Here is a 24786-nt window from a genome sequence, read left to right on the forward strand (position 1 = left end):
GCCAACTCTTCATCTTAGGTCGGCGACGTCGCCGTTGCCGGTTCCTGCCCGGCCGGCGCCTCCTCGTTCACGGTCTCCGGCCGCTTCGTCCTCAACAGACGCAGCACGAAGACGAAGAAGACGGGAACGAAGAAGATCGCCAGCACCGTCGCCGAGATCATGCCGCCGAGCACGCCGGTGCCGATCGCATTCTGGCTGGCAGCACTTGGCCCGGTGGCAATCGCCAGAGGCACCACGCCCAAGGTGAAGGCGAGCGAGGTCATGATGATCGGCCGAAAGCGCAGGCGAGCGCCTTCGATCGCGGCATCCATCAGCGATTTGCCCTCGGCAAAGCCGTCCTTGGCGAATTCGACGATCAGGATGGCGTTCTTCGCCGAGAGACCGATGATCGCGATCAGGCCGACCTTGAAGTAGATGTCGTTGGACATGTCGCGGCTCATCACCGCGAGCACGCAGCCGATGACCCCGAGCGGCACGACCAGCATCACCGACAGCGGGATCGACCAGCTCTCGTATAGCCCCGACAGCAGCAGGAAGACGAAAAGGATGCTGAGGCCGAAGAGGAACGGTGCCTGCGATCCCGATTTGAGCTCCTCCAGCGACTGGCCGGTCCATTCGAAGCCGAAACCGTCGGGAAGCTCGGAGGCCAGCCGTTCCATTTCGACAATCGCCGCGCCCGATGAATATCCCGGCGCCGGAGCGCCCGAAATGCGAACGGAGGGATAGCCGTTGTAACCGACGATCTGTGCCGGCCCCTTCTGCCACTCGGCGACCGCGAAGGATGAGAGCGGCACCATGCCGCCGCTCGCATTGCGGACGTTTAAGCTTCATCAGGTCTTCGGCCTGAAGCCTGCTCTTGTCCTGCGCCTGCACGATGACGCGCTGCATGCGGCCGGAGTTCGGGAAGTCGTTGACGTAACTCGAGCCGAGATTGGCGGTGATCGTGCTGTTGATGTCGGCGAAGGCGACGCCGAAAGTATTGGCCTTTTCGCGATCGATGACGAGCACCAGCTGGGCCGAATCCGGCATGCCTTCCGGCCGGATCCCGGCGATGATGGGGTTCCCGGATGCCTTGCCGAGCAGCATTCCCGCCGCCTCGGTCAGTGCCGCCTGGTCCTTGCCCCCACGATCCTGCAGGCGGAAGGTGAAGCCGTTGGTGGTGCCGAAGCCTTCGATCGGCGGCGGCGACAGCGCGAAGGAGGTCGCGTCCTTCAACGCGAACAGCTGCATGTTGACGCGATTGGAGATCTCCTGCACCGAATTGCCGGCGCCGCGTTCGGCCCAGTCCTTGAGGGTGACGAAGACCAGGGCGGCATTCGGCCCCTGCCCCGAAAAGCTGAAGCCCTGGATCGCGACGACGTTGGCAACCGCCGGCTCATTCTTGAAGATCGCCTCGATGCTTTCGAGCGAGGCGACCGTGCGGTTGCGGCTCGCCTCAGGCGGCCCCTGCACGTCGACGATCAGGAAGCCCTGGTCTTCATCCGGCACGAAGCTGCTCGGCAGGTTGACGAAGAGATAGCCGAGGCCGACGACGAGCGCGATATAGACCGCCATGACCCGCCAGGAACGCTTGGCCAGTCCCTCGACCGTGCGGGCATAACGGCTGGTCAGTCGGTCGAAGTTGCGGTTGAACCAGCCGGCGATGCCCTTCTTCTCGTGATGGCCCTTGATCGGCTTCAGGAAGGTGGCGCAGAGCGCCGGCGTCAGCGACAGCGCCAGGAAGGCGGAAAACAGGATGGAGACGACCATCGTCAGGCTGAACTGGCGGTAGATGATGCCGGTCGAGCCCGGGAAGAATGCCATCGGCACGAAGACGCAGGAAAGCACCAGCGTGATGCCGAGGATTGCGCCGGTGATCTGCCGCATCGCCTTCTTGGTCGCCTCCTTCGGCGACAGCCCTTCCACCGCCATCAGCCGCTCGACGTTTTCGACCACGACGATGGCGTCATCGACCAGAATGCCGATGGCAAGCACCATCGCAAACATCGTCAGCACGTTGATCGAGAAGCCGGCGGCAAACATCACCGCAAGCGTGCCGAGCAGCGCGACGGGCACGACTAGTGTCGGAATGATGGTGTAGCGGAAGCTCTGCAGGAAGACGAGCATGACGATGAAGACGAGTGCGACGGCTTCTGCGAGCGTATGCGCCACCTTTTCGATCGATGCCGAGACGAACGGGCTGGTGTCGTAGGGAACGGAATATTCGACGCCGTCGGGGAAGAAGCGCGACAGCTCCTCCATCTTCGCCTTGACCAGATTGGACGTGTTGACGGCATTGCCGGTCGACGACAGCTGGATGGCGATGGCCGCGCTCGGTTGTCCGTTCAGCCGGGTGGAGAAGCTGTAGCTCTCGCTACCCTCCTCGATCCGTGCGACGTCGCGCAGCCGGACATTCGACCCGTCGGCATTGGCGCGCAGCACGATGTCGCCGAACTCCTTGCTGTCGGTCAACTGCCCCTTGACAAGCACCGTCGCCGTCAGGTCCTGCGAGATCGGATTGGGTGCTGCGCCGATCTGGCCCGCCGCCACCTGGGCATTCTGCGCCGAAATCGCCGCGCTGATGTCGGATGCCGTCAGATTCAGGCCTACCATCTTGTCGGGATCGATCCAGATACGCATCGCCCGCTGCGAGGCAAACAGCTGCGCGCGGCCGACGCCGTCAAGACGGCGCAATTCCCCGATGACGTTTCTGTTGAGATAATCGCCGAGCGCCACCTCGTCGGTCTTCCCGTCCGTCGACGTCAGCGAGATGAACATCAGGAAGCCGGACGACGCCTCCTCGACCGTGATGCCCTGATCCTTGACGGATTGCGGCAGCCGCGGCTCGACACGGCGGATGGCATTCTGAACGTCGACGGACGCCTGGTCGATATCCGTGCCCGCCGCGAAGGTCGCGGTGATCGTCATCGCGCCCGAGGTGTCGGAGGTCGATTCGAAATAGGAAAGGTGCTCGACCCCGTTCAGCTCTTCCTCGATCTGGCGGGTGACGCCCTGATAGATGTCTTGCGGCGATGCGCCGGGATAGCTGGTGGTGATGCTGAGTTGCGGCGGCGCGACCTTCGGATATTGGGCGACCGGCAGGAACGGCAGCGCGATCAGGCCGGCGATGGAGATGAAGATCGCAAAGACCCAGGCCAAGATCGGGCGATCGATAAAGAAACGTGCCATCGATCCTACTCCGGCTCCTTGGCGTCACCGGACGCGACTTCGCCACTGCGCCACTCCTCAGGCGCGACCTTGGCGCCCGGCTGCAGTTTCTGCACGCCGTCGACGACCAGGCGTTCGCCTGCGGACAAGCCGCTTTCGACCACCCATTCATTGCCGGAGGATTGACTGAGCTCGACATCGCGCGGTTGCGCCACGTCTCCCTGCTCGACGACATAGACCTGCGCCTTGCCATCGGCCGCGCGGATAACGGCGCGTTGCGGGATGAGGATCGCCTTCTCGCGGACGGCCTGCTCGATGCGGACCCTGACGTAGAGACCCGGCAGCAGATCGCCTTTGGGATTGGGGAATTCGCCGCGCAGTGTGACCTGGCCGGTGGTCGTATCGACACTGGCGCTGCGGAATAGCAGCTTTCCGGATTGGCCATAGACCGTGCCGTCGTCGAAGACCAGCTTGATGTCGGCCTTCCCGGCTTCCGTCGAGGCGAGGCTGCCGTTCTCGACCGCCCGCTTCAGCGCCAGCAAGTCGCCGGAGGATTGCGTGAAATCGGCATAGACGGGGTCGATCTGCTGGATCATCGCCAGCGCATCGCCGGCATCAGCCGTCACCAGCGCGCCCTCGGTGACCAGCGCACCGCCGATGATGCCTGATATCGGTGCCCGGACTTCGGTATAGCCGAGATTGATTTTCGCTTCGTCGAGTGCGGCCTGCGCCAGCGCGACATCGGCATCGGCCTGGGCAAGGGCGACGGCTGCCGCATCATATTCGACCCCGCTTGCGACATCGCGGTCACGCAGCGATTTCTGGCGCTCCAGCTGCTGGCGGGCATTCAACTGCGTCGCCTTGGCACGCTCGAGGCTTGCTTCGGCGCTTGCGACGCGAACCCGAAACAGAGCCGGATCGATCCGATAGAGCACGTCGCCCTGCTGAACCAGACTGCCCTGCTCGAAGACCCGTTCCTGCAGGATGCCGGAAACCCTGGCCCGCACCTCCGAAACCCGCGTCGCGGCAATGCGCCCGGGCAATTCGCTGACAACGGGAACCGGACGCGCGTCGAGCGTCAGCACGCTGACGGCAGCGGGCGGCATGGCGCCGCCTTCCTGCGCGTAAGCCGGCAGGCCGGCGAAGAGCAGCAGCGCCAGCATTAGCGCGCAACGCAATGATTTCGTATGAAAAAGCATGTTCATAAGCCTTCCTGATGGTCCCGCTGAGGTCCAAAAAAGCACAGCCCGCCGAAATGACGTTCGGCGGGCCTCCTGAGCCCTGAGATAGTCGATCTTTTTTCGCTTTGCAAGATACCTACCGGTTGGTATGATAGTGACCTCACCTTTCGAGGCGACGTAGCCCCGCGGTCCCGGGAGTGATACTCATTCCCTCCGGTCTCCCCGTCACGAATCTCATCCCGAATACAGGTCATGCATTGGTAGATAGCCCCCGCAACAGAAAGAAACAGCCGGATGTCGTGCGGCAGGCTCTCCTCGATTGCGCCACCCGGCTGGCGCTGGAGCATGGTCTGGCCGCCGTCAGCCTGCAGGCGGTCGCCAGTGCCGCCGGCGTCACCAAGGGAGGTCTGTTTCACCATTTCCCGAATAAACAGGCGCTCGTGAAGGCCGTCTTCGACGGCATGATGGAAAGCTTCGACCGCGAGATCGATGAAGAACTGGAAAGGGATAGCGGCGGCCACGGCACATTCACCCGCGCCTATGTCCGCACCCTGTTTGCCGACCGCGCCCTCAACAGCAGCCCGTGGTCGGCGCAGACCATGACCGTGCTTGCCGACCCCTACTCCAAGAACCTCTGGCACAAATGGATCAATGACCGACTTGTCAGGCACGCAGGAACCGACGCCGGAACGCGGCTCGAGATCGTTCGCCTGGCGGCGGACGGGGCCTGGCTGGCCCACGTCCTCGGGCCGGACGACCACACAGATTCCGGCGATACCGCTGTACTGAAGGAACTGATCGAACTCACGAGACGCGACAAGTAGCCGACTTATCACCGGCTGGAGACATCGGCGGATAATGATGGCGCCGCGCGTTTAAGGCCAACGTGCGGCGGAGATTTCGATCTGTCGGTGGCGCTGCCCCTCAGGCAGCCCGCACAGCCGCCAGCGGCTTCACATTCTGGTTCATGCGGAACAGGTTATTCGGATCGTAACGCCGCTTGATTTCGGCAAGCCGGGCGTAGTTGGCGCCGTAGGCCATTTCCACCCTATCGGCCTCGTCCTCGGGCATGAAGTTGATATAGGCGGTACCCACAGCATGCGGCTTGGTTGCCTCGAAGAGTTCGCGCGCCCAGCCGGTGCAGCTTGCATCCATCCCGGCCTCCCGCCAGCGCGCATGCACATTCATGACGAAGTGCGAACTGCGCTGCGGAAATGCGGTGGCTTCGGTGGCAATACGGCCGGCCGCACCGCCGACATGGCCGACGAATACCTCGCATTCCGGTCCCGGCAGCTTGCGCACGGCGTTGAGCAGCACCTCGATCGTCGCATCCGAAAGCGAGGCAAAATCCTGGCTCTTCCAGTAATTGCGCGCACCTGGCGTTAGCAACGGATCAAATGCCTGCTGCCAGCCGGTGAACGGCACCGGACCAACGACATCGGCAATCGGTTTTCCGATCGCTCGCAATCTTTCCGTCGCTTTTTCTCCCGCCGCGATATCTCCACAATAGCACATGGCGAGCACCACGACCTCCTTGCCGTGCCATTCGGCCGGAAGGAACGGCAGCGGCGGCGCCTGGCGCATCACAACCCAGCAGGTCAGTTCATCGGGTGCGGCTTCCAGCGCCTGCCGATATTCCCTCAGCACTCTCTCCGCGTCAGCGAAGGGATGTACGACCAGTCCGGCAAGAACATCGGAATGCAGCGGGTTGAGCTGGAACTCAAAGGAGGTGACGACGCCGAAATTGCCGCCGCCGCCGCGCAAGGCCCAGAAGAGGTCCGGCCTTTCCGTCTCGCTCGCCTTGACCAGCTCGCCATCGGCCGTCACTACATCGACCGAGACCAGATTGTCGATCGTCAGCCCGAATTTGCGGGTCAGCCAGCCAAAGCCGCCGCCAAGCGTCAGGCCGGCGATGCCGGTGGTGGAATTGATCCCGGTCGGCAGCACCAGCCCGAAGGTCAGCGTTTCCTGGTCGACATCGGCAAGCGTTGCACCGGGCTCGATCCGGGCGCGGCGCGTCTCAGGGTCGACCCGCACCGATTTCATCGCCGACAGGTCGATGACGACGCCGCCCTCGCAGACGGCGTTGCCGGCAATGCCGTGCCCACCGCCGCGCACCGAAACGAGCAGATCGTTGTCGCGAGCAAACTTTACCGCGCGCACGACATCGGCAGCACCGGCGCAACGCCCGATAAGCCCGGGCCGCCGGTCGATCATCGCATTCCAGATCGCCCGGGCCTCGTTGTAATCCATATCCTTGCTTGTCAGGAGCTTGCCGCGAAAACCGGCGGCAAACGCATCGATGGCCACATCATTGACCATCGTCTGCCCCTTTTGCAGGGTCGTCAGGTTCAAATTGTCCATGATTTCCTCCATGCGACCGGCGCCCCGCACCGTCGCGGCGGCATATTGCGCCTGCGGTGATCACCAAACAAGTTTTCCAAAAGGATTAGCTAATTGCCGCTGCAGCCACCGGAAGCCCGCCTCGCGAAAACTTCTCCCATCCCCCATTTCCATACTGTCGCCCGTATCCGATTGATGTATGGAGGAACTTCAAAAAAGACGTGCACGGAGGCGGCAATGGATCACCAGGAAAAATCCAAGACGGAAAAGAACCTGACAAGCGGCGATCTCGACGAGCAGGCGCTGTTCTTCCACCGCTATCCCCGCCCCGGCAAGCTGGAAATCCAGGCAACCAAGCCGCTCGGCAACCAGCGCGATCTGGCGCTCGCCTATTCGCCCGGCGTCGCCGCCCCTTGCCTTGCCATCCGCGACAATCCTGAGATGGCGGCCGAATATACCTCGCGCGCCAATCTCGTCGCCGTCATCTCGAACGGCACCGCCGTGCTCGGCCTCGGCAATATCGGCCCGCTGGCCTCGAAGCCGGTGATGGAGGGCAAGGCCGTGCTCTTCAAGAAATTCGCCGGCATCGATGTCTTCGATATCGAAATCGACGCGGCAAGCGTCGAGCAGATGGTCTCGACCGTCTCCTCGCTGGAGCCGACCTTCGGCGGCATCAACCTCGAGGACATCAAGGCGCCCGAATGCTTCGAAGTCGAGCGGCGCCTGCGCGAAAAGATGAAGATCCCGGTCTTCCACGACGACCAGCACGGCACGGCGATCATCGTCGCCGCCGCGATCCTGAACGGACTGGAACTCGCCGGCAAGGCGATCGAGAACGTTAAGATCGTCGCCTCAGGCGCCGGGGCCGCCGCCCTTGCCTGCCTCAACCTGCTTGTCATTCTCGGTGCAAAACGCGAAAACATCTGGGTCCACGATCTCGAAGGCCTCGTCTATGAGGGCCGCACCGAGCTGATGGACGAATGGAAATCCGTCTATGCCCAGAAGAGCGACACGCGCACGCTCGCCGAAAATATCGGCGGCGCCGACGTCTTCCTCGGCCTGTCAGCCGCCGGCGTACTCAAGCCCGAACTGCTGGCGCAGATGGCCGACAAGCCGCTGATCATGGCGCTCGCCAATCCGACGCCCGAAATCATGCCCGATCTCGCACGTGCCGCCCGCCCCGACGCGATGATCTGCACCGGCCGCTCGGATTTCGCCAACCAGGTCAACAACGTCCTCTGCTTCCCCTATATCTTCCGCGGCGCGCTCGATTGCGGCGCCGAGACGATCAACGAGGAAATGAAGATGGCGGCCGTGCGCGCCATCGCCGCCCTTGCCCGCGAAGAGCCGTCCGATGTCGCCGCCCGCGCCTATTCCGGCGAAACCCCGGTCTTCGGCCCGGATTACCTGATCCCCTCGCCCTTCGATCCGCGCCTCATCCTGCGCATCGCGCCTGCAGTCGCCAAGGCCGCCGAACAGAGCGGCGTGGCGCGCCGCCCGATCCAGGATTTCGACGCCTATCTCGATCAGTTGAACCGCTTCGTCTTCCGCTCCGGCTTCGTCATGAAGCCGATCTTCACCGCGGCCAAGGCCGCCGAGCGTAAGCGCGTCATCTTCTCCGAAGGCGAGGACGAACGCGTGCTGCGCGCCGCCCAGGTACTGCTTGAGGAAGGCCTTGCCGATCCCATCCTGATTGGCCGCCCGCAGGTCATCGAGACGCGCCTGAAGCGCTACGGCCTGCGCATCCGGCCGCTGCAGGATTTCGAGGTCATCAATCCGGAAGACGATCCGCGCTTCCGCGAATATGTCGATCTCTATTTCTCCCTCGTCGGCCGCCGCGGCGTCATCCCGGAGGCCGCCCGCACCATCGTGCGTACCAATACCACCGTCATCGGCGCGCTGGCGCTGAGGCGCGGCGAGGCCGATGCGCTGATCTGCGGTCTGGAAGGCCGCTATGAAAAGCATCTGCGCGATGTCCGCCAGATCATCGGCAAGCGCAAGAATGTCCGCGATTTCTCAGCCCTCAGCCTGATGATCTCGCAGCGCGGCGCCACCTTCTTCACCGACACCTACGTCACCTTCAATCCCAGCGCCGAGGAAGTTGCCGAGGCAACGGTGCTGGCGGCCGAAGAAATCCGCCGTTTCGGCATCACCCCGCGCGCTGCCCTCGTCTCGCACTCCAACTTCGGCTCTCGCGAATCCGAAAGCGCCACGAAGATGCGCAACGCCCTGCAGCTGGTGCGCGAGACCGCCCCAGATCTCGAGGTCGACGGCGAAATGCATGGCGAAAGCGCCATCACCGAGGCACTGCGCAAGCGCGTCATGCCGGATACGACGCTGCACGACGAGGCGAACCTGCTGGTCTTCCCGAACCTCGACGCCGCCAACATCACGCTCGGCGTCGTCAAGTCGATGACCGACGGCCTGCATGTCGGCCCGATCCTGCTCGGCACCGCCCTGCCCGCCCACATCCTGGCGCCTTCGGTCACCTCCCGCGGCGTCGTCAACATGGCCGCCCTCGCCGTGGTCGAGGCATCGCAGCCGGCGTAAGCCGGTTGCCGGCCGAGCAACGACATGCGCCTGAAACCGGCCAGCACCGTATCAGCCGCCGGCTATCGACAGCCGTCCTCTATCGGCGAGCGCGTCCGCGCGCTCGTTGCCGACAACCCCCGAATGCCCCTTGCACCAGGCAATGGTCACCAGGGCGTTTTGTGATAGCTGAAGATCGACCGCTTTCCAGAGCTCCGCATTGTCGATCGTTCGCCTTCGGCCCTGTCCATTCGGGCTGCTCTTCTTCCAGCCGTTATTCTTCCAGATATGTCGCCGGCTGTTGCAGCCTTTGACGGCATAGATGGAATCGGACCAGATGATCGCGGCTTCGCCCGCTGTTTGGCTATTGATCCACATGGCTGCCCTGAGAACGGCGGTCAATTCCATGGAATTATTGCTGGAATCTTCAGCGCCACCGAAGCCGGAGGCGATTTCCACCGCATCGCGATAAGCGACAAACGACCAGCCTCCATGCCCGGAACCGGGCTCATAACAACCGTCCGCGAAGAGGTGCAGCCCCAGTTGGGATTCTGGTACGCCTGATGCCGGTGCGGAGGGTCGGATGTCATCGGGAATGCCTGTCATTTTTACCGGGGTCTCGGGCGATTGCTGGATAAGATCGCGAAAATACGCTAGGATTTTCTTTGAGCTTATTAAGAGAAATAGATTAAGAGGAAGCGCGCGGCGAGGTGATGTCGCATTCGCCCCACCGACCGTTTGCTCATTCCGGGACGACGCCGTGAAACGCCGAAACCTGTCTCTTGCCCTTCTCCTCGCCTTCGCAGCGCCCGCCGCTGCGCAGACCAGCGCCATCTGCGAGGACCTGCGCGGCCGTCTCGCCGACCTGCCGCGATTGATCGGCAATGGCAACGGCCCGGAAGCCCGGCAATATTCCAACGCCATGGCCGAGCAGAACCTCGAGCTGCGCAAGGTTCGCAACGACCTGCGCAGTTACGGCTGCACCTCAGGCAGCATGGTGGTGATCGGCGGCGAAAATGCCGATTATTGCGCCGAGCTCTCGCAGGCCGAAACCCGGATGATCGACAATATCGGCTATCTCCAGGACCGCCGCAACGAACTAGCCGGCCGGAACGGCGCCGATGACGCCCGCCGCGAACTGATGGCCGCGCTCGACCAGAACGGCTGCAACAGCGACAATTTCTACGCCCCCTCCGAGCGCAGCGCCAACGACCCCGCCCCGAGCATCGAGGAACAGGCGATGCGCTCCGATACCTTCATACCGCTCGGCGGCGGCCAAGACGTTGATCCGCGTTACGGTCTGCCACGGGCCGATATGCTCTCGCCGGTCAGCACCATCTGCGTGCGCAGCTGCGACGGCGGTTTCTTCCCGATCAGCTCGAACGCCACGTCGGTCGATTTCGGCCGCGATGCCCAGACTTGCGCCAAGATGTGCCCCGGCATCGAGACCCAGCTTTTCTATCGCGACGTGACGAGCACGGAAGCCTCGAACATGATCTCGGTCGCAACCGGCACGCCCTACAGCGCCATGAAGAACGCCTTCGCCTACAAAAGCCGCGCGCCCGGCGAGAAAAACGCCTGCGCCTGCAATCTCACCGCCTATTACGACGAGATGCGCGGCAAGCAGGCGATCAGCCAGCCGCCGCAGCAGGGATCGATCACCACCATCCGGACCAATCCGCCGGTGAAGGATACAGCGGCAGCCGCCGCGCCGCAGCCATCGGTTCCGGAGCGTCCCTACGACCCCACGCAGAATAAGGTCCGCCAGGTCGGCCCGCAATTCCTCGCCGGCGACCAGGGCTCGATCGACCTTGCCAATCCTGCCGCACCTGGCCCCCAACCGCAGCAGTAGCAGCCGCAGCAGCAGTGATCGCTACCTCTCGCTCCTTCCCCAGCCATCATGGAAGACGAGTTCCTCGAGCGGCAGCCGCTGCCGCCAGCCTTTGACCGAGAGTTCCGGCTGGTCGTAGAGCCGGTCGACGAAACCGGCGCAGAGCCAGGCAACCACCTCGATATGCTCAGGGATGCCGAGAATGGTCTTCAAGTCGGCTTCGTGAAAGATGCTGACCCAGCCAATGCCGACCCCTTCGGCGCGGGCCGCCAGCCAGAGATTCTGAATGGCGCAGACTGTGGAATAGCTGTCCATCCGCGGATTGTGCGTGCGCCCCAGCACCACGCTGCCGCTGCGGGTGGGATCGCAGGTCACGCAGATGCCGAGCGGCGCCTCTGTTATGCCTTCGAGCTTGAGGGAGCGATAGGCCTGCCGCCGCTCGCCCTCAAACATCAGTGCCGCTTCCTCGTTGGCCTTGGCAAAGGCATCGCGGATTCGGGCTCGCACAGTTGGACTTTTCACCAGAATGAAATTCCACGGCTGCATGAAGCCGACGGAGGGTGCGTGATGGGCGGCCGTCAGCAGCCGTTCCACCACGTCGTCGGGCAAGGGCTCGGGCAGGAACTGGCTGCGAACATCGCGTCGCGTCATGATCGCATGATAGACAGCCTCGCGTTCGGCCAAAGAAAAACCGGACGCCACTGACATGGCATCCTCATCAAAGGGTCGCATCGTCAAATCCCCAACAACGCAACCGCCCGCCGTCCGCGCGGGTTGGGTCTATCTTGCCAGGCCGGTCTTCTGACTCGGCGTCACCCGTCTGCCGCAGCCTTCCCGGCGAAAACCAGTGGCATGATGAGCGGCAGACGTCAGCCTTACAGCGTTGGGCACGTTCCGGTCTTGCACCGGATTCCCGATTCTCCCGCTTGAAAAGCGGGCACCTGACGGCGCATCTATTTCAGCAAACCGGCCCTGCGGCAAGCGGCCTCATGCCGCATTCACCCGTATGTGACATCGATCGCGTGGACAGCTGCGCATCGCTGCCGTAGAAACGAACAGATCCCAACCGACGCCCGTGGCGCCGCAACTTTCCTCTTTGCACCCCGGTTGCCCGTGCCCCGCCTGACACCCATGATCCTTGCGGTCGCCCTGTTCATGGAACAGATGGATTCGACCGTCATCGCCACCAGCCTGCCGGCGATCGCCGCCGATATCGGCACCTCGCCGATCGCGCTGAAGCTTGCTGTCACCAGCTATCTCGTGGCGCTGGCGATCTTCATCCCGATCAGCGGCTGGATGTCCGATCGTTTCGGCGCGCGCAACATCTTCCGTTTGGCGATCTTCGTCTTCATGATCGGCTCGGTCGCCTGCGCCTTTTCCAATTCGATCGCGGCCTTCGTCGTCTCGCGCCTGATCCAGGGCGCCGGCGGCTCGATGATGACGCCGGTCAGCCGCCTGCTGCTGGTCCGGGGAACGCCGCGCCACGAACTCGTCGATGCCATGGCCTGGCTCACCATTCCCGCACTGATCGGCCCGATCATGGGGCCGCCGATCGGCGGTTTCCTCACCACCTATCTCAGCTGGCACTGGATCTTCTGGATCAATGTCCCGATCGGCGTGCTCGGCATCTTCCTCGTCACGCGTTTCCTGCCGGCGGTCGAGCCGCGCAGTCCGCGGCCGATGGATTTTCCGGGCTTCTTCCTTTGCGGCATCGGCTTTTCCGGCTTCGTTTTCGGCCTGTCGGTGATCAGCCTGCCGGCCGTGCCCGTCATCTACGGCTATGTCACGGTGGCCGTCGGCATCCTTGCCGGCCTCCTCTATCTCCTGCATGCCCGCCGCACGCCCTATCCGCTGCTCGATCCGAAAATGTTCCGTTACCCGATGTTCCGGGCGGCGATCCTCGGCGCCTCGAATTTCCGCATGGGGCTCGGCGCCCTGCCCTTTCTGATGCCGCTGATGCTCCAGCTCGGCTTCGGCCTGACGCCGCTGCAATCGGGCTCAGTCACCTTCGTCAGCGCGCTCGGCTCCATGGGGTCGAAATTTGCCGCCTCGCGCACCTTCAATGCCTTCGGCTTCCGTACCGTCATATCGATCACCACCTTGCTGGCGGCAATCTGCCTCGGCATCAACGGCTTCTTCACCGCTGAAACGCCGCTGCCGCTGATCATGGCCTGCCTGCTGATCGGCGGCCTTTTCCGCTCAATGGCCTTTTCGGGCGTCAACGCCATGGCCTTCGGCGATGTCGATGATGCCGACAGCAGCCAGGCGACCGCGATCAACGCCGTTGCCCAGCGTATCTCCATGGCGATGGGCGTGGCGATCGCCGGCGGCATCCTCGAAATTTCGAGCAGCTTTCACGGAGGCAGGCTGCTGGTCTCGGATTTTCACACCGCCTTCTTCAGCGTCTCGGCGATTTCGGCGCTCGCCTGCATCACCTTCCTGCGCCTGCCGCGCGATGCCGGCGCCGAATTGACCACGCGCCGCCGCAAACGCCACCAGCCCGAGCCCGAAGAGGCGATCGCGGAAAACAGCTGATCAAGCCAAATCGCCCGGCCGGGACGGCGGCGAAATCAGGCGCGTGTGCTCCGGCATCCCATTCTACTTTATGATTTATTCACACATCAAAGACACACTGCGTCTGCGCGTTTTGGGTCGCTATCAGGACATGGGCATGAGCGCTCGTGATGTGACCGTCAGCGTGGATGCCCGTGTTGATACGCCGGTCGGGAACAGATCCGACTGAGCCGCAATTCCAGGCCCCGCGGAATGTTCCAATTTTTGAAAACGATGCCTCTGACAGCCAAGCTGGCGGCGATTATCGTGACCGTCAACCTTTGCGGCATCTCCGCCTTTGCCACTTACACCTGGATGTACGAAACCAAGGCGTTGATCGATGGCGCCAAGGCCAACTGGTCCAAAGATGCGGAGCAGTTTGCGTCTCTGGCCGCCGGCGGCGTGAAATGGGGCAAGGCGAATGCTGTGCGCGAGGCCTATTCGCTCTATCGCGACGACCCCTCGCTTGATCTTGTGCAGTTTGCCGCCTTCAACGCCGAACCTGCCGCCGTTGATACATGGACACGCGACGGCATCAGCGGTTTGCCGGCACCTGCCGATCTGGCAAAGAGCCTCAGCGCCAAGCCTGAGAAAACGACGATCGATGACAGCGGAATATCTGCCGGCGTTGTGACGATCATTGCGCCGCTTCCGCTGGATAAATCGGGCAAGGCGACCGGTTACGTCGTAACCAATTGGTCGGTCGAAAAAATCGCGGCCGAAGTCAAGCAGAAGGTCCTGATTTCGCTGCTGACGCAGTTCGTCATCACCGCCCTCGCCGTTGTCGCCTTCCTTCTAGCCATGCGTAGCCTCGTCGGCCGCCCCCTCCGGGTTCTCAGCGAACGGATCAGCGCGTTGCAGAAGGGTGATCTGGCCTCTCCCGTCACCTACAGGGAAAATGGCGACGAGATCGGTTTTCTCGCACGTGCCTTGGAAGTTTTCCGCAACGAGGCGATTGCCAAGGTTGAAAGAGAGCAGGCCGCGGCCGAGCAGAGCGCCTCATTCGATGCCGAACGGGCGCGTAACGCCTCCTTGACGGAGGAAGCCAGCAACGCTCAGCGGCTGGTCATGACAGCGCTCGCAAATGAATTGGAAAAGCTCGCCGCCGGCGACTTCTCGATCCACCTCGCCGATCTCGGCCCCGAATTCGATAAACTGCGGCAGGATTTCAACCGCATGGTCGAAGCGGTTGCCGCCGCATTGACCGAGATCAAGATCGCTTCCGTCGCGGTTGAAGGCGGGTCGAGCGAGCTTGCCTCCTCCGCCGATCAGCTCGCCAAGCGGACAGAGCAGCAGGCGGCAGCCTTGGAACAGACCGCAGCAGCACTGGACGAGGTGACCACCACAGTCAGAACGTCGTCACAGCGGGCCGAGAGTGCCGGAAAGCTGGTCGAGGAAACGAAGCGCAGCGCCCATGTCTCGGCGACGGTGGTACGCGACGCGATCGGGGCGATGGACCGGATCCAGACCTCGTCGAGCCAGATCGGCCGCATCATCGGTGTCATCGATGAAATCGCGTTCCAGACGAACCTGCTTGCGCTGAACGCCGGTGTCGAGGCGGCGCGTGCCGGCGAAGCCGGCAAGGGTTTTGCGGTCGTCGCGCAGGAAGTGCGCGAACTCGCGCAACGGTCCGCCAATGCGGCAAAGGAAATCAAGAACCTGATCAGCGTCTCCGGCCAGGAAGTGGCAGCCGGCGTCGGGCTGGTGAACGAAACCGGCGATGCCCTCTTGAAGATCGAGGAGCAGATCAACCGCATCAGCGACAGCATCGCCTCGATTGTCCATTCTTATCGCGAACAGGCGACCGGCCTGCAGGAAATCAATGGCGCCATCAATCAGATGGATCAGGCCACACAGCAGAACGCTGCCATGGTCGAAGAGACCAACGCGGCATGCCAGGAGCTGCGCACACAGGGACGCCTTCTGCAGGATTCGGCCGGCAGGTTCACTGTCGCAGCCTCCGCCGCCAGCCAGCCCAAAGCTACTCAACCCGTTCGTCAATCTCGCCCGGAACAGAGAGTATTTTCGCAGCGCCATGCGGGCAACACCGCCATCGCCGCTTCTCCCGATGCCTGGGAAGAGTTCTGACGCCAACTTCACTCGATAAGCTTTCAATCCTCAACACCCCAAAATCGGGAAGGGAACAATTATGAAGAAAGTCGTGACCGCATTTCTTTTGGCCTGCACCGCAGTCGCCGTGCCCATGGGCGTATCCATGGCACAGGATGCGAAGCTCGCCCCGATCTCCGACTACGTGACAAGCGACATAAAGCCCTGGCTGAACGATCCGGTCATCATCGAAGCCATCAAGGCGCAGAATGCCGCAAACGCCAATCTGGGCCAGGCCGATATCGACGCCCTCGACAAGAAGTGGCGCGCCGAGGTCGATGGTTCCGACCATTCGATGATCGACGGCGTGCTCGGCAATGCACTGTCGAAATTCCTTCAGGAAAAGAAGGCTGCCTCCAATGGCAAGATTGCCGAGATCTTCGTCATGGATGCAAAGGGGCTGAATGTCGGCCAAAGCGACCCCACCTCCGACTACTGGCAGGGCGACGAAGGCAAGTTCCAGAAATCCTTTGGTGCCGGCAAGGACGCCGTCTTCGTCGATGAGATTGAAAAGGACGAATCGACCCAGGCGCTGCAGTCGCAGGCAAGCGTCACGATTTCCGACGACAAGGGAACGCCGATCGGCGCCATCACCGTCGGTGTGAACGTCGACGCTCTCTGATCTCAGCCTGCTTATATCGCCCAGAAGCCGCGCGCTTTTGGGCGATATGCTTTGTGGCCCTGCCGGAAGAGTGCCACGCCCGAGCGCCTGGCTTTTAAACCGCAAATTCTGCGTGACAAAATGCAGCCGCGACGCTACACACGCCCGATGTCGACCACTTCGATCTACGCCTCGCGATTTTATTGGTACCGCTGCTCCCAGCGGATGCGGGTCTATGCGTAACTGAAGTTGACGCGACGACAACCCGAACAGCCGCTAGTCTACCTGGCGGCGTTTTTGTTCCGCACGGTATGACCAAACAGGAGCCATACCGTGTCCGATACCATTGACGATCTCCGTATCCTTGAGATCATCCCGCTGACCAAACCCGCCGATATCATTGCGGAAATCCCCCGAACTGTTGCCGTCAGCGAGACGGTGACCAGCAACCGCCATGCGATCCATAAGATTCTCGAGGAAGAAGACGACCGCCTGATCGTCGTCATCGGCCCTTGCTCCATCCATGATCCTGCTGCGGCACGCGAATATGCCGAGCGGTTGGCGGAACAGCGGCAGCGTTTCTCCAGCGATCTCGAAATCGTCATGCGCGTCTATTTCGAAAAGCCCCGCACCACGGTCGGCTGGAAGGGCTTGATGAACGACCCGCATCTCGATGGCAGCTACCGCATCGAGGAAGGGCTTCGGATTGCCAGGCGCCTGCTGCTCGACGTCAATGCGATGGGCCTGCCCGCCGGCGTCGAATTCCTCGACACGATCACGCCGCAATACATTGCCGATCTGGTGAGCTGGGGCGCGATCGGCGCGCGCACAACCGAAAGCCAGATCCACCGGCAGCTCGCCTCCGGCCTTTCCTGCCCGATCGGTTTCAAGAACGGCACCGACGGCGGCGCACGCGTGGCACTCGACGCCATCCTTGCCGCCTCGCAGCCGCATCACTTCCCGGCCGTCACCAAGGACGGACAGGCTGGCATCGCCTCGACGACCGGCAATGAGGACTGCCACATCATTCTGCGCGGCGGCAAACAGCCGAACTACGAAGCGGCCGATGTCGAAGCGGTCACGGCCGAGGCCGTCAAGCTCGGCCTGACCCCGCGCATCCTCATCGACGCCAGCCATGCCAATAGCGGCAAGGATCCGATGAACCAGCCGCGCGTCGTCAAATCCGTGGCCGCGCAGATCGCCGCCGGAAACCATCACATCAAGGGCATGATGATCGAGAGCAACCTCGTCGCCGGCCGCCAGGATCTCGTGCCCGGCAAACCGCTGGTCTACGGCCAGTCCATCACCGACGGCTGCATCGACTGGGACATGTCGGTGGCGACCCTGGAAGACCTGGCGCAGTCTGCCCGCGCCCGGCGCAAGGCAGCCGTCGCAGCCTGAGCAGCACTATCAAGCGCGGCGGGCAGATATCCCGCCGCCCATTCACAGGTCAATCTTCGTCCAAAAGACGCAGGCCCTCATCGGTCCAGAAGCCGCCCTATGGCTCCGGTTTGACCAGACCAAAGGAAGCCAGCACTTCGACCGCGTCTTCGCCGGCACTCATGGACTTGTGAACCAGCCCGTTTCGTCCATCATCCATATACTGAAGACACTTGGAGGCCAGAGCTTTAAGGATCGCTCTTTCTTCAGGTGTCATTGAAATTAAGCTTCCCTGCTCGGTCAAAACTTGAGACGGTGATTGTTAATACAATCTCGCCACCCACCACCCCGTCATCAATGTTGGCTCGATCGCGGTGAGGGCTTTTCACGACGTGCGCCGGTGCAGGCACTTAGAGGCGACGACCATATTATAAGCGGTCACGGTTCGAATAGAGTCGAGATATTCATTCTCGTCATAAACGACGTCACCTAAAAACAGGAGCGCAATCTTGTCCTGTGACTGGAGCATAAGCTCCTCTTCCGGCGAAAGCGGCAGGTCATCGAAAAAGCTCATGGCATTATAGTTCCTGAAGTACGCTCGTTACCGCAAGCATATCTCATATCGTGCTGAATATAGAATTTGGCGATGGGAATCGCCATCTGATTTAAAGCCTGAGACTCTTGGTATTTTCCGAACAACCGCAGATACTCCACCGGAAACGCGGCAAAGAATAAAATAGGGCAGCAGGTTATGATGGCTAATGTCCCGAACAACACGGCGCGCACGATCGATTGACTTCCTTTAACCTCATTGGCGGGACCTATCTAGGCCCATTACCATATCAGATGGCGAAGCCCTATAGAGAACATACTGTCCCCACCGCCCCATCATTATCTGGCGCCTTGTGGCATGCTGGCGAGAGCGATTTCACACGTGCCTCGACCACGACCTTGGCTTTCGCCAACGTGTTGTCACGGCACGGAGCCTTGCCGCTGCCATGCCTGGGAAGCAAAGGATCAGGACAAAAATTATCTGCAGGCGCAGCCGGGTGGCTAATGTTGAAGGCATCTTCGCGTCTCTCCAGGGCGCGGCCAATGCTTATTCCGAAAGGGTTGCGTCAGGCTTAAGGCGGCCACCACCCCATAAAAAATGGCGATGCGCCGCTCTCAAGATCTCGCCGGGAAATAGCGCACATAGGCAAACTCGTCACCATTTGGTGACCAGCAGGGCACGTTGATCGTGCCCTGCCCGCCGAACAGCTCGAACAGCGTCCTCAGATTGCCGCCATCCATGTCCATCAGCCGCAGCCGCACGTCGAGGTCGCGCGGGTGGTCGAAAACCGAGGGGTCGTAGGATAGAATCAGTACCTTGTCATTCTTGGGCGATGGGTGGGCGAACCAGTTGCCCTGATTGTCCGACGTCACCTGCTCCAGCCCGCTGCCATCGGGGTGGATGCGCCAGATCTGCATCAGCCCGGTGCGGCTGGAATTGAAATAGATCCATTGTCCGTCGGCGGAGTAATCCGGCCCGTCGTTGCGGCCCTCGCCATGCGTCAGCCGCGTCTCGGCGCCGCCGTCGACGGAGATCGTATATATGTCGAAGAGATCGTCGCGGATGCCGCAATAGGCAAGCTGGCGGCCATCGGGCGACCAGCCGTGCCAATAGGAAGGCTGGTTCTCGGTGACAAGCCGCGGCGTGCCGCCCTCGATCGGCAGGATATAGATCCTCGACTTGCCGAATTCGGTCTTATCAGAGATGACGATCTCGGTGCCATCAGGCGAAATGCCGTGATCATTGTTGCAGTTGACGGCAAAGCCGGTATCGACCTTGACGACTTCGCCGCCATCGAGCGGCATCCGATAGAGCAACCCGTCGCCGTTCAAGAGCAGATAGGAACCGTCGGGCGAGAAGTTCGGCGCCTCTACCAGCTTATCCGTCTGCCAAACCTCGCGGGCTCTGCCCGTCCTGACATTGTAGATCTCGACCGAGCTGCGCATGTTTCCTCCCTTGAATCTCAGTCGCGTCAGCGATCCCGGAACCGGTTGGTGATGGGATAACGCCGATCGCGGCCGAAATTCTTCTTGGTGATCTTCACGCCCGGCGCCGACTGCCGGCGCTTATACTCGGCGAGATAGAGCAGGTGCTCGATGCGATGGACGGTCGTAACGTCATGGCCGCGCGCGACGATTTCTTCGACCGCCATCTCCTTTTCCACCAGGCATTCGAGAATATCGTCGAGAATGGGATAGGGCGGCAGCGAATCCTGATCCTTCTGGTCGGGACGCAGTTCGGCCGACGGCGCCTTGTCGATGATATTTTTCGGAATCACCTCGCCCGACGGTCCCAGCGCACTCGGCGGGACATTCTCGTTGCGCCAGCGTGCCAGCGCATAGACCTGCATCTTGTAGAGGTCCTTGATCGGATTGAAGCCGCCGTTCATATCGCCGTAAAGCGTCGCGTAGCCGACCGACATTTCCGACTTATTACCAGTCGTCACCACCATCGAGCCGAACTTGTTGGAGATCGCCATCAGGATGACGCCTCGCGCCCGGCTCTGCAGGTTTTCCTCGGTGATGCCGCTGTCCGTGCCGGCGAAGAGATCGGAGAGCGCACTGCTGAAGCCCGTCACCGGTTGCTCGATCGGCACGATGTCGTAGCGGCAGCCGAGCGCCTTGGCGCAGTCGGCCGCGTCCTTCAGCGAATCCTCCGATGTGTAGCGGTACGGCAGCATGACGGTGCGCACCCGCTCCTCGCCCAGCGCATCGACGGCGATTGCCGTGCAGATTGCCGAGTCGATGCCGCCGGAAAGGCCAAGCACCACCGTCTTGAAGCCGTTCTTGTTGACGTAGTCACGAAAGCCGAGCAGGCAGGCACGGTAGTCGGCCTCCTCGCCTTCAGGAATATGCGCCATCGGCCCTTCGGCGCAGTGCCAGCCGGCTTCGCCGCGTTTCCATGTCGTCACCGCCAGCGCCGTCTCGAACTGGCTCATCTGGAAGGCCAGCGACCTGTCGGCGTTGAAGGCGAAACTGGCGCCGTCAAACACCAGTTCGTCCTGGCCGCCGAGCTGTGCGGCATAGACCAGCGGTAGACCGGTCTCAATCACCTGCTTCAGCACCACCTGATGGCGGATATCGACCTTGCCGCGATAATAGGGCGAACCGTTCGGCGACAGCAGGATTTCCGCTCCGCTTTCGGCCAGCGTTTCGCAGACGCCGAGCTCGCCCCAGATATCCTCGCAGATCGGAATACCGATGCGCACGCCGCGGAAATTCACCGGCCCCGGCATGGCGCCCTGATCGAAGACACGCTTCTCGTCGAATTCGCCGTAGTTCGGCAGATCGATCTTGTCACGCACCGCGATCACCTTGCCGCCGTCGAGCACGGCGACGGAATTGTAACGCCCGGTCTCGTCCTGCCGGGGAAAACCGATGAGAACGCCCGGCCCGCCATCTGAGGTGTCGGCGGCAAGACTCTCCACAGCTTTCCAGCAGGCGCGGATGAAAGCCGGCTTCAGCACCAGATCTTCAGGCGGATAGCCGGAGATGAAGAGCTCGGTCAGAACGAGCAGATGCGCGCCTTCGCGCGCAGCATCGACGCGCGCTTCCCGTGCCTTGGCGAGATTGCCGGCGACATCGCCGACCGTCGGGTTGAGCTGGCCGATAGCGATGCGGAAGATATCAGAGAGAGCGTTTTCCTGTGTCATGTCATTTATTTAGCTTGCAGCTTCCGCAACGGCAACATGTCCGCGGCGAAAGCCGCGCCCTGCGATGACGAAATTTTTGTGAACGGACGCGCCACGGCCTCGCGGCATAGACACGCATTGCAATTTGTTGCAGGAGCGGAATACTGCCCCCAAAAGCGACTGCATCGATAACGGGCACCGGAAACAGGCCATGTCTAATCTTTCGAACTTCATGCACCATCATTTCGACAAGCCGGCCGACGAACTCGGCGACATCGAAAAACGCGTGCTGGCGAAGGCGCACGAGCGCAAGGTCATCTCGACCGACGTCAACGCCGCTCTTTCCGCCGAGGCTTCGTTCGGCGAGCGTGTCGCCGATGGAATCGCCCGTGTCGGCGGCTCCTGGTCTTTCATCCTCGCCTTTCTGGCGTTCCTCGTCGTCTGGACGCTGATCAACACCATCATCCTGGCGACCGGCGCTTTCGACCCCTACCCCTTTGTCTTCCTCAACCTGATCCTGTCGATGCTGGCCGCCATCCAGGCGCCGATCATTATGATGTCGCAGAACCGTCAGGCCGAACGCGACCGCTTCGAGGCCGCCAAGGATTACGAAGTCAATCTCAAGGCCGAACTCGAAGTGCTCTCCCTGCACCAGAAGATCGACATGCGCGTGCTGACCGAGCTGACGGCGCTGCGCGAGGACGTCGCCCGCCTCAGCGCCGAGCTTTCCGCCAGGGGCTAAGCGTGTCGTGCAGAAGTGCGCAGCGGTTTTCCCAAGCAAAGCGCGAAGCGCCTTTGCCACAACGACGTGCGTAAAAACAAAGATCTAAAGCGCGAGGGATTTAGACAGGAAACCTGTCATATTGCGGCAGGCCATCCGATATCTCGTAAAAATCGCCCTTGTCGGCGCAGTAGATATGGTGGCTGAAGGCAAGACCGCTTGGTTCGTCGAAGGCGCCGGCCATAACGGAAACCTCCGGCGATTGGTCCCCCTGCCAGAACAGCGCCGAGCCGCAATTCGAGCAGAAGCCGCGCTGGGCTTCCGCACTCGAGCGATACCAGCGGACCGCGCCGGCATCTTCCACCGAAAGGGCGGTGCGCGGCACATTGACCGCGGCATAATAGAACCCGGTCTGCCGGCGGCATTGCGAACAATGGCAGCCGACGACGGGTCCGGGCTTCGCCCCAATCGAAAATCGCACGGCGCCGCAAAGACAGCCGCCTGTATGCCGTTCGGTCATGATCGCTCTCCCCTTTTATGAAAGAAAATTGCCGCCGATCGCGCTTGCCGTCAAATCCATTCCGCTCAACAAAATCATCAGAAATCTTGAAGGCTGCAGGCCTTGCCGATGCTTGGCTGCTGCGTCGCCGCTGTTGCTTGTCGACAACACCGCCCATCCCGTCCCCTCCCGGCATTGAATTACTCGCTGTAGTCGGCGATACTGCAGCTCCAATTTCATTCAACCTCCGGGAGACTAACATGAGAGCGACCCTGTCCAAACAGAAAGGAAACATCGCCCAGAGGGACATTCTGCCTCATGAATATTCGGTTCTCTCGCGCGAGGAAAAGCTCGCGACGCCATAACGCCTTCCTGAAATTCTTCCTGGACGATTCAGCCGTCGACCGCGGCCGGCGCTGGTCGCGCATGCGAAAATTTCTCTCTTATTATCGCCCCCATCTGCCTTTGCTGCTGGCGGATCTGCTGTGCGCCATCCTCGTCGCCGGCACGGCGCTCGCCTTGCCGCTCTGCGCCAATATCGTCACCAGCCGTCTTCTGTCTCTGCCTAACGCCCCGGAGGCCTTCGCCCAGATCCTCGGGATGGGCGGTGTCATGCTGGCCGTCCTGGCAGTCCAGATCGCCGCCATCTTCTTCGTCGATTATCGCGGCCACGTCATGGGCGCCCGTATCGAAGCGACGGTGCGGCAGGAACTCTTCGAACACTGCCAGAAGCTCTCCTTCAGCTTCTACGATCGCCAGCGCACCGGCCAGCTGATGAGCCGTATCACCAATGACTCACTCTGGTTGGGCGAACTCTTCCACCACGGCCCCGAGGACCTTTCCATCGCCGTGCTGAAATATGGCGGCGCCATGCTGGTGCTGTTCTTCATCGATCCGCCGCTGGCCGGCCTCATCCTGATGCTGACCCCGGTCGCGGTGATCTATGCGCTGTATTTCAACCGGCGCATGAACCGCGCACTCGAAGCCAGCAAGCATCAGATCGCCGCCGTCAACGAGCGGGTGGAGGATGCGCTCGCCGGCATCCGCGTCGTTCAGTCCTTCGCCAACGAGGCGCTGGAAAGGGAACGCTTCGCCGAGCAGAACCGCCGCTTCCTGCAAAGCCGCGCCGACGGCTACCGCAGCGAGGCGTGGTTTTCGGTGGGCACAGAAACCTTCGCCCAGCTCGTCACCATATTGGTGATTGTCGTTGGAGGCCTGCGTATCCTGACAGCGGAACTGACCGTCCCGGATATGCTGACCTTCCTGCTTTGCGTTGCCGTGCTTGTCGATCCCGTCCAGCGGCTCGCGAATTTCGTGCGTCTCTGGCAGGAAGGCTATACCGGTTTTATTCGGGCGATGGAAATCCTGGAGATCGACCCCGATATCACCGATCGGCCCGCCGCCCGGCCGATGCCGGCGCCAAGGGGAGAGATCAGCTTCTCGAACGTCGGCTTCGGTTACGAGGCCGATGGCCCGCGCGTGCTGGAGCGGCTTTCCCTCACCATCGCGCCCGGCGAGTTCGTTGCCCTCGTCGGTCCTTCAGGGGTCGGCAAGAGCACGCTTTGTGCGCTCATCCCGCGCTTCTATGATGTCGAGGCCGGGGCGATCCGCATCGACGGTACCGATATCCGCGATGTGACGCTGGCCTCGCTGCGGCGCCATGTCGGGGTGGTGCAGCAGGATGTCTACCTCTTTGCCGGCACCGTGGCGGAGAACCTTCGCTACGGCAGGCCCGATGCCGGCGATGCGGAGCTGGAGGCGGCCGCCCGCGCCGCCAATGCACACGACTTCATCATGGCCCTGCCGGAGGGCTATGACACCGATATCGGCCAGCGCGGCGTCAAGCTCTCCGGCGGCCAGCGCCAGCGCCTGACAATCGCCCGCGCCTTCCTCAAGGATCCGGAGATTCTGATCTTCGACGAGGCGACCAGCGCGCTCGACAATGAGAGCGAACGGGCGGTGCAGCAGGCGCTGCTGAGCCTGGCGAATGGCAGAACCACCCTGGTCATCGCCCATCGCCTGTCGACCGTCCGCCATGCCGACCGCATCCTGGTTCTGACGGCAGACGGCATCGTCGAACAGGGCACCCATGACCAGCTCATGGTGCAGGACGGCGTCTATGCCAATCTCCACAGCGTCCAAGCCAGCATTTGAAGGCAATAAAAAACCCGGCATCACGCCGGGTTTTTCTTCATTCGTATCGGGCTGG

The 24786-nt window shown here is 62.0% G+C and carries 19 protein-coding genes, 1 pseudogene and 1 riboswitch; of the genes and pseudogenes, 9 read left to right on the forward strand and 11 right to left on the reverse strand.

The window, feature by feature from the left end; genetic code table 11:
* Positions 1–14 precede the first annotated feature (14 nt).
* Positions 15–3168: pseudogene (locus CO657_RS09990) on the reverse strand (multidrug efflux RND transporter permease subunit).
* A 5-nt stretch (positions 3169–3173) separates the two neighbouring features.
* Positions 3174–4352, reverse strand: a complete 1179-nt coding sequence (locus CO657_RS09995) for an efflux RND transporter periplasmic adaptor subunit (protein ID WP_012557848.1) — start codon at positions 4350–4352, stop codon at positions 3174–3176.
* 233 nt (positions 4353–4585) lie between these two features.
* Here CO657_RS09995 and CO657_RS10000 point away from each other — a divergent pair, with 233 nt between their 5' ends.
* On the forward strand, positions 4586–5152 hold the full coding sequence (locus CO657_RS10000; protein ID WP_012557849.1) for a TetR/AcrR family transcriptional regulator: 567 nt from the start codon (positions 4586–4588) through the stop codon (positions 5150–5152).
* Positions 5153–5252: 100 nt separating this feature from the next.
* Here CO657_RS10000 and CO657_RS10005 read toward each other — a convergent pair whose 3' ends face one another.
* Entirely contained in the window at positions 5253–6692 is a 1440-nt protein-coding gene (locus CO657_RS10005; RefSeq protein ID WP_012557850.1) for an FAD-binding oxidoreductase, read from the reverse strand.
* Positions 6693–6908: 216 nt separating this feature from the next.
* On the opposite strand from CO657_RS10005, the gene CO657_RS10010 reads away from it, so the two are divergent.
* Entirely contained in the window at positions 6909–9221 is a 2313-nt protein-coding gene (locus CO657_RS10010; protein WP_012557851.1) for an NADP-dependent malic enzyme, read from the forward strand.
* A gap of 51 nt (positions 9222–9272) precedes the next feature.
* Here the strand turns inward: CO657_RS10010 and CO657_RS10015 are convergent, their stop codons facing one another.
* Positions 9273–9806, reverse strand: coding sequence for a ribonuclease H family protein (locus CO657_RS10015; RefSeq protein ID WP_012557852.1), 534 nt, complete (start codon positions 9804–9806; stop codon positions 9273–9275).
* Positions 9807–9960: 154 nt separating this feature from the next.
* Here CO657_RS10015 and CO657_RS10020 point away from each other — a divergent pair, with 154 nt between their 5' ends.
* Positions 9961–11052, forward strand: coding sequence for a DUF2865 domain-containing protein (locus CO657_RS10020; RefSeq protein ID WP_012557853.1), 1092 nt, complete (start codon positions 9961–9963; stop codon positions 11050–11052).
* Positions 11053–11073: 21 nt separating this feature from the next.
* On the opposite strand, the gene bluB is transcribed toward CO657_RS10020, so the two are convergent.
* Positions 11074–11763, reverse strand: a complete 690-nt coding sequence (gene bluB / locus CO657_RS10025; protein ID WP_041671443.1) for a 5,6-dimethylbenzimidazole synthase — start codon at positions 11761–11763, stop codon at positions 11074–11076.
* A gap of 42 nt (positions 11764–11805) precedes the next feature.
* Positions 11806–11991: riboswitch (cobalamin riboswitch) on the reverse strand.
* A gap of 153 nt (positions 11992–12144) precedes the next feature.
* Between bluB and CO657_RS10030 the strand changes: the two genes are divergently transcribed.
* The 4 genes from CO657_RS10030 to CO657_RS10045 all read left to right on the forward strand — a co-directional run bounded on the left by CO657_RS10030 (position 12145) and on the right by CO657_RS10045 (position 17695).
* Positions 12145–13566 carry a DHA2 family efflux MFS transporter permease subunit gene (locus CO657_RS10030; protein WP_425349926.1) on the forward strand — a complete coding sequence of 474 codons (1422 nt, stop codon included), beginning with the start codon at positions 12145–12147 and terminating at the stop codon, positions 13564–13566.
* Positions 13567–13797: 231 nt separating this feature from the next.
* Complete coding sequence (locus CO657_RS10035; protein ID WP_054183014.1) at positions 13798–15672, forward strand: methyl-accepting chemotaxis protein; 1875 nt, start codon at positions 13798–13800, stop codon at positions 15670–15672.
* 61 nt (positions 15673–15733) lie between these two features.
* Complete coding sequence (locus tag CO657_RS10040; RefSeq protein WP_012557857.1) at positions 15734–16315, forward strand: hypothetical protein; 582 nt, start codon at positions 15734–15736, stop codon at positions 16313–16315.
* 312 nt (positions 16316–16627) lie between these two features.
* Positions 16628–17695: a 3-deoxy-7-phosphoheptulonate synthase gene (locus tag CO657_RS10045; RefSeq protein WP_054183013.1), complete on the forward strand. Its 1068-nt coding sequence runs from the start codon at positions 16628–16630 to the stop codon at positions 17693–17695.
* 97 nt (positions 17696–17792) lie between these two features.
* On the opposite strand, the gene CO657_RS36705 is transcribed toward CO657_RS10045, so the two are convergent.
* The 4 genes from CO657_RS36705 to CO657_RS10060 form a co-directional block, all read right to left on the reverse strand.
* Positions 17793–17951, reverse strand: a complete 159-nt coding sequence (locus CO657_RS36705; RefSeq protein ID WP_164918669.1) for a hypothetical protein — start codon at positions 17949–17951, stop codon at positions 17793–17795.
* 108 nt (positions 17952–18059) lie between these two features.
* Complete coding sequence (locus CO657_RS37245) at positions 18060–18248, reverse strand: hypothetical protein (RefSeq protein WP_245292965.1); 189 nt, start codon at positions 18246–18248, stop codon at positions 18060–18062.
* Between the two features lie 593 nt (positions 18249–18841).
* On the reverse strand, positions 18842–19672 hold the full coding sequence (locus CO657_RS10055) for a TolB family protein (protein WP_054183012.1): 831 nt from the start codon (positions 19670–19672) through the stop codon (positions 18842–18844).
* A gap of 26 nt (positions 19673–19698) precedes the next feature.
* The gene (locus tag CO657_RS10060; RefSeq protein WP_054183011.1) at positions 19699–21378 is read right to left on the reverse strand and encodes an NAD+ synthase; all 1680 of its coding nucleotides are present in this window, start codon (positions 21376–21378) and stop codon (positions 19699–19701) included.
* A gap of 190 nt (positions 21379–21568) precedes the next feature.
* Between CO657_RS10060 and CO657_RS10065 the strand changes: the two genes are divergently transcribed.
* On the forward strand, positions 21569–22099 hold the full coding sequence (locus CO657_RS10065) for a DUF1003 domain-containing protein (protein WP_012557862.1): 531 nt from the start codon (positions 21569–21571) through the stop codon (positions 22097–22099).
* A gap of 100 nt (positions 22100–22199) precedes the next feature.
* On the opposite strand, the gene CO657_RS10070 is transcribed toward CO657_RS10065, so the two are convergent.
* Together CO657_RS10070 and CO657_RS36710 are read right to left on the reverse strand one after the other, a co-directional pair.
* Positions 22200–22598 carry a GFA family protein gene (locus tag CO657_RS10070; protein ID WP_012557863.1) on the reverse strand — a complete coding sequence of 133 codons (399 nt, stop codon included), beginning with the start codon at positions 22596–22598 and terminating at the stop codon, positions 22200–22202.
* 15 nt (positions 22599–22613) lie between these two features.
* Positions 22614–22817, reverse strand: coding sequence for a hypothetical protein (locus tag CO657_RS36710; RefSeq protein WP_164918661.1), 204 nt, complete (start codon positions 22815–22817; stop codon positions 22614–22616).
* Between the two features lie 78 nt (positions 22818–22895).
* Here CO657_RS36710 and CO657_RS10075 point away from each other — a divergent pair, with 78 nt between their 5' ends.
* The gene (locus CO657_RS10075; protein WP_054183009.1) at positions 22896–24731 is read left to right on the forward strand and encodes an ABC transporter ATP-binding protein; all 1836 of its coding nucleotides are present in this window, start codon (positions 22896–22898) and stop codon (positions 24729–24731) included.
* Positions 24732–24786 lie beyond the last annotated feature (55 nt).

The organism is Rhizobium acidisoli (assembly GCF_002531755.2).
Lineage (GTDB): Bacteria > Pseudomonadota > Alphaproteobacteria > Rhizobiales > Rhizobiaceae > Rhizobium > Rhizobium acidisoli.